This is a genomic window from Rhodococcus sp. P14 (assembly GCF_000256505.1).
GTDB lineage: Bacteria > Actinomycetota > Actinomycetes > Mycobacteriales > Mycobacteriaceae > Rhodococcus > Rhodococcus ruber.
Map to the genome: position 1 here is coordinate 1 of NZ_AJFC01000049.1, position 2905 is coordinate 2905.

At 69.3% G+C, this 2905-nt stretch carries 3 protein-coding genes; 1 reads left to right on the top strand and 2 read right to left on the bottom strand.

What is annotated here, in order from left to right; all coding sequences use genetic code 11:
* Window positions 1-623: TRAM domain-containing protein (locus OEY_RS0103610; RefSeq protein ID WP_010592581.1), on the bottom strand; the 623-nt coding region annotated here is incomplete at its 3' end.
* Window positions 620-2611, bottom strand: a complete 1992-nt coding sequence (locus OEY_RS0103615) for an APC family permease (protein ID WP_010592582.1) — start codon at window positions 2609-2611, stop codon at window positions 620-622. The genes OEY_RS0103610 and OEY_RS0103615, both read right to left, overlap by 4 nt.
* A gap of 177 nt (window positions 2612-2788) precedes the next feature.
* On the opposite strand from OEY_RS0103615, the gene OEY_RS31100 reads away from it, so the two are divergent.
* Window positions 2789-2905, top strand: a 117-nt coding sequence (locus OEY_RS31100) for an NAD-binding protein (RefSeq protein WP_010592583.1), incomplete at its 3' end; no start/stop codon positions are given.

Here is a 2905-nt window from a genome sequence, read left to right on the forward strand (position 1 = left end):
GTGCGGGACACGGGCGGCGGTGCGATCTCGATCACGTGCCGCGTCCCGTCCGCATCGAGGACCACCTGGACCTCGGAACCAGGTCGCCACACCCGTTCCGCCAGCCCCTCGTAGGCCCGGGCCTCGATCTGCGGGCAGGCCAGGTCGGTCTCGATCTCGTGGCTGCGGTAGCGCCGGTACCCCGCTCGGCCCGCGGCGTCGACCGCCAGGCGCACCCGGGTGCGCCACCGGGTGCCGTCGAGCGCACCACCCGGCAACTCCTCGACGAGCACGTCCCGCTCGACCCCGCCGAGACGGCGCAACTGCTCCGCGACCACCGCGGCCCCGAAGGCCCGCTGGGCCGGCACCGTCGCGTGGGACAGGTCGCAGCATCCCGATCCGCCGGGCCCGGCGATCGGGCACACCCGCTCCCTCCGGTCCGGCGAGGCCTCGAGAATGTGCACGGCGTCGGCGCGGCAGAACGAGCCGCCTCGGTCCTCCGTCACCGACGCGACGACCCGCTCGCCGGGTAGGCCGTGCCGGACGAACACGACCCGGCCCTCGTGCCGCGCGACGCAGAACCCCCCGTGCGCCGGGTTGCCCAGTGTCACCTCGAGCCGGCGTCCGGACCAGTCGACACTCATCGTTCCTCCTCGAATCCCCGCCGCACCGATCCCGGCGCGGAATCCAGACGTTCCGCGCGGGCGTGGGCGGACGAACTCAGCTGCCACGGGACGCTGGTGACCATGACACCGGGCTGGAACAACAGCCGGCTCTTCAGCCGCAGCGCGCTCTGGTTGTGCAGGATCTGCTCCCACCAGTGACCGACGACGTACTCCGGGATGAACACGGTCACCACGTCGCGCGGTGAATCCCGCCGCACCCGCCGGACGTATTCGAGGACGGGACGGGTGATCTCCCGGTACGGCGACTCGACGACCTTGAGCGGGACGGTGATGTCGCTGCGTTCCCATTCGCGCACCAGCATCCGCGTGTCGGCGTCGTCGACGTTGACCGTGACCGCTTCGAGTGTGTCCGGACGGGTCGCCCGCGCGTACGCCAGCGCTCGCAGGGTCGGCATGTGCAGCTTGGACACCAGCACGATCGAATGGGTGCGACTGGGCAACACCCCGTCCCATTCGGTGTTCTCCAGTTCCTCGGCCACGCTGTCGTAGTGACGGTGGATGGCCTTCATCACGCCGAAGATCGCGACCATCGCCACGATCGCGATCCACGCGCCCGCCGCGAACTTCGTCACCAGCACGATCACCAGCACGGACGCGGTCATGGCCAGGCCGATCGTGTTGACGATCCGCGACCGCTGCATGCGTCTGCGCTGCTCGGGATCGGTCTCGGACGCCAGATGCCTCGTCCAGTGCCGGATCATGCCGGTCTGACTGAGGGTGAACGAGACGAACACACCGACGATGTAGAGCTGGATCAGCTTCGTGACCTCCGCGTCGAAGGCCCACACGAACACGATGGCCACGCCCGAGAGGAACAGGATGCCGTTGCTGAAGGCCAGCCGGTCGCCGCGGGTGTGCAGCTGCCGGGGCAGGTAGCGGTCCTGCGCCAACACCGAGGCCAGCACCGGGAAGCCGTTGAACGCCGTGTTGGCGGCCAGCACCAGGATCAGCGCCGTCACGACGGTGATCAGCACGAAGCCGAGCGGGAAGCCCTCGAACACCGCGTGCGCCAACTGTGCGACGAGCGTCTTCTGCTGGTAGTCGTCCGGCGCGCCGCGCAGCTGGGTCTCGGGATGCTCGGCGATGACCACACCCACCTTGTTCGCGAGCAGGATCATGCCGAGAAGCAGCACGATCGCGATCCCACCGAGCATGAGCAGGGTCGTGGCAGCGTTCCGGGACTTCGGCTTGCGGAACGCGGGCACCCCGTTGCTGATGGCCTCGACCCCGGTCAGGGCCGCACACCCGGACGAGAACGCGCGGGCGATGAGGAACACGAACGCGATCGCCGTCAGACCGGACTGCTCGGCGACCAACTCGAAGCCGGCCGACTCGGCCCGGACGTCCTCGCCGAACACGAAGATGCGCACCAGCCCCCAGCCCAACATCACGAGCATGCCGATCATGAAGGCGTAGGTGGGAATCGCGAAGGCCGTGCCGGCCTCGCGGAGGCCACGCAGATTGATCGCGGTCAGCACGACGATCGCGGCGACCGCGAAGAGCACCTTGTGCTGCGCCACGAACGGGACCGCCGAGCCGATGTTCGCCGCAGCCGAGGAGATCGAGACGGCGACGGTGAGCACGTAGTCGACCATCAGGGCGCTGCCGACGGTCAGGCCGGCGGTCGGGCCCAGATTCTTGGTCGCCACCTCGTAGTCTCCGCCCCCCGACGGATAGGCGTGCACGTTCTGCCGGTAGCTCGCGACGACGACCGCGAGGACGAGCGCCACCGCGACGCCGATCCACGGGGTGAACACATACGCCGACAGACCCGCGACCGACAGGACGAGGAAGATCTCCTCCGGGGCGTACGCCACCGACGACAGCGCGTCGGATGCGAACACCGGCAGGGCGATTCGCTTGGGCAGCAACGTGTGACCGAGCGTGTCGCTGCGAAACGGCCTACCCAACAACAACCGCTTCGTGGCGGTCGAGAGCTTGGACACTCGCAAAGCCTAAGCCGTCCCGCCGGCCACCCGCCGGGCGCCCGGGGTCGTGTCCGAAATGCACCGCTGCCGGGGCACCTTCGCCGGGCACTGCACACCGGTCCTGCGCGAGCGGTACGGTTCGGTTCTGCGCGTCGCGACCGGGCGACACGGCAAGCAAGAGAATCGGAGCGAACGGTGTACGTGGTGGTCATGGGTTGCGGCCGGGTGGGTTCCTCCCTGGCTGCGGCGCTCGTCCGGCTGGGCAACGAGGGGGCCGTCATCGATCGCGACCCGAGCGCGGTCCTTCGGCTC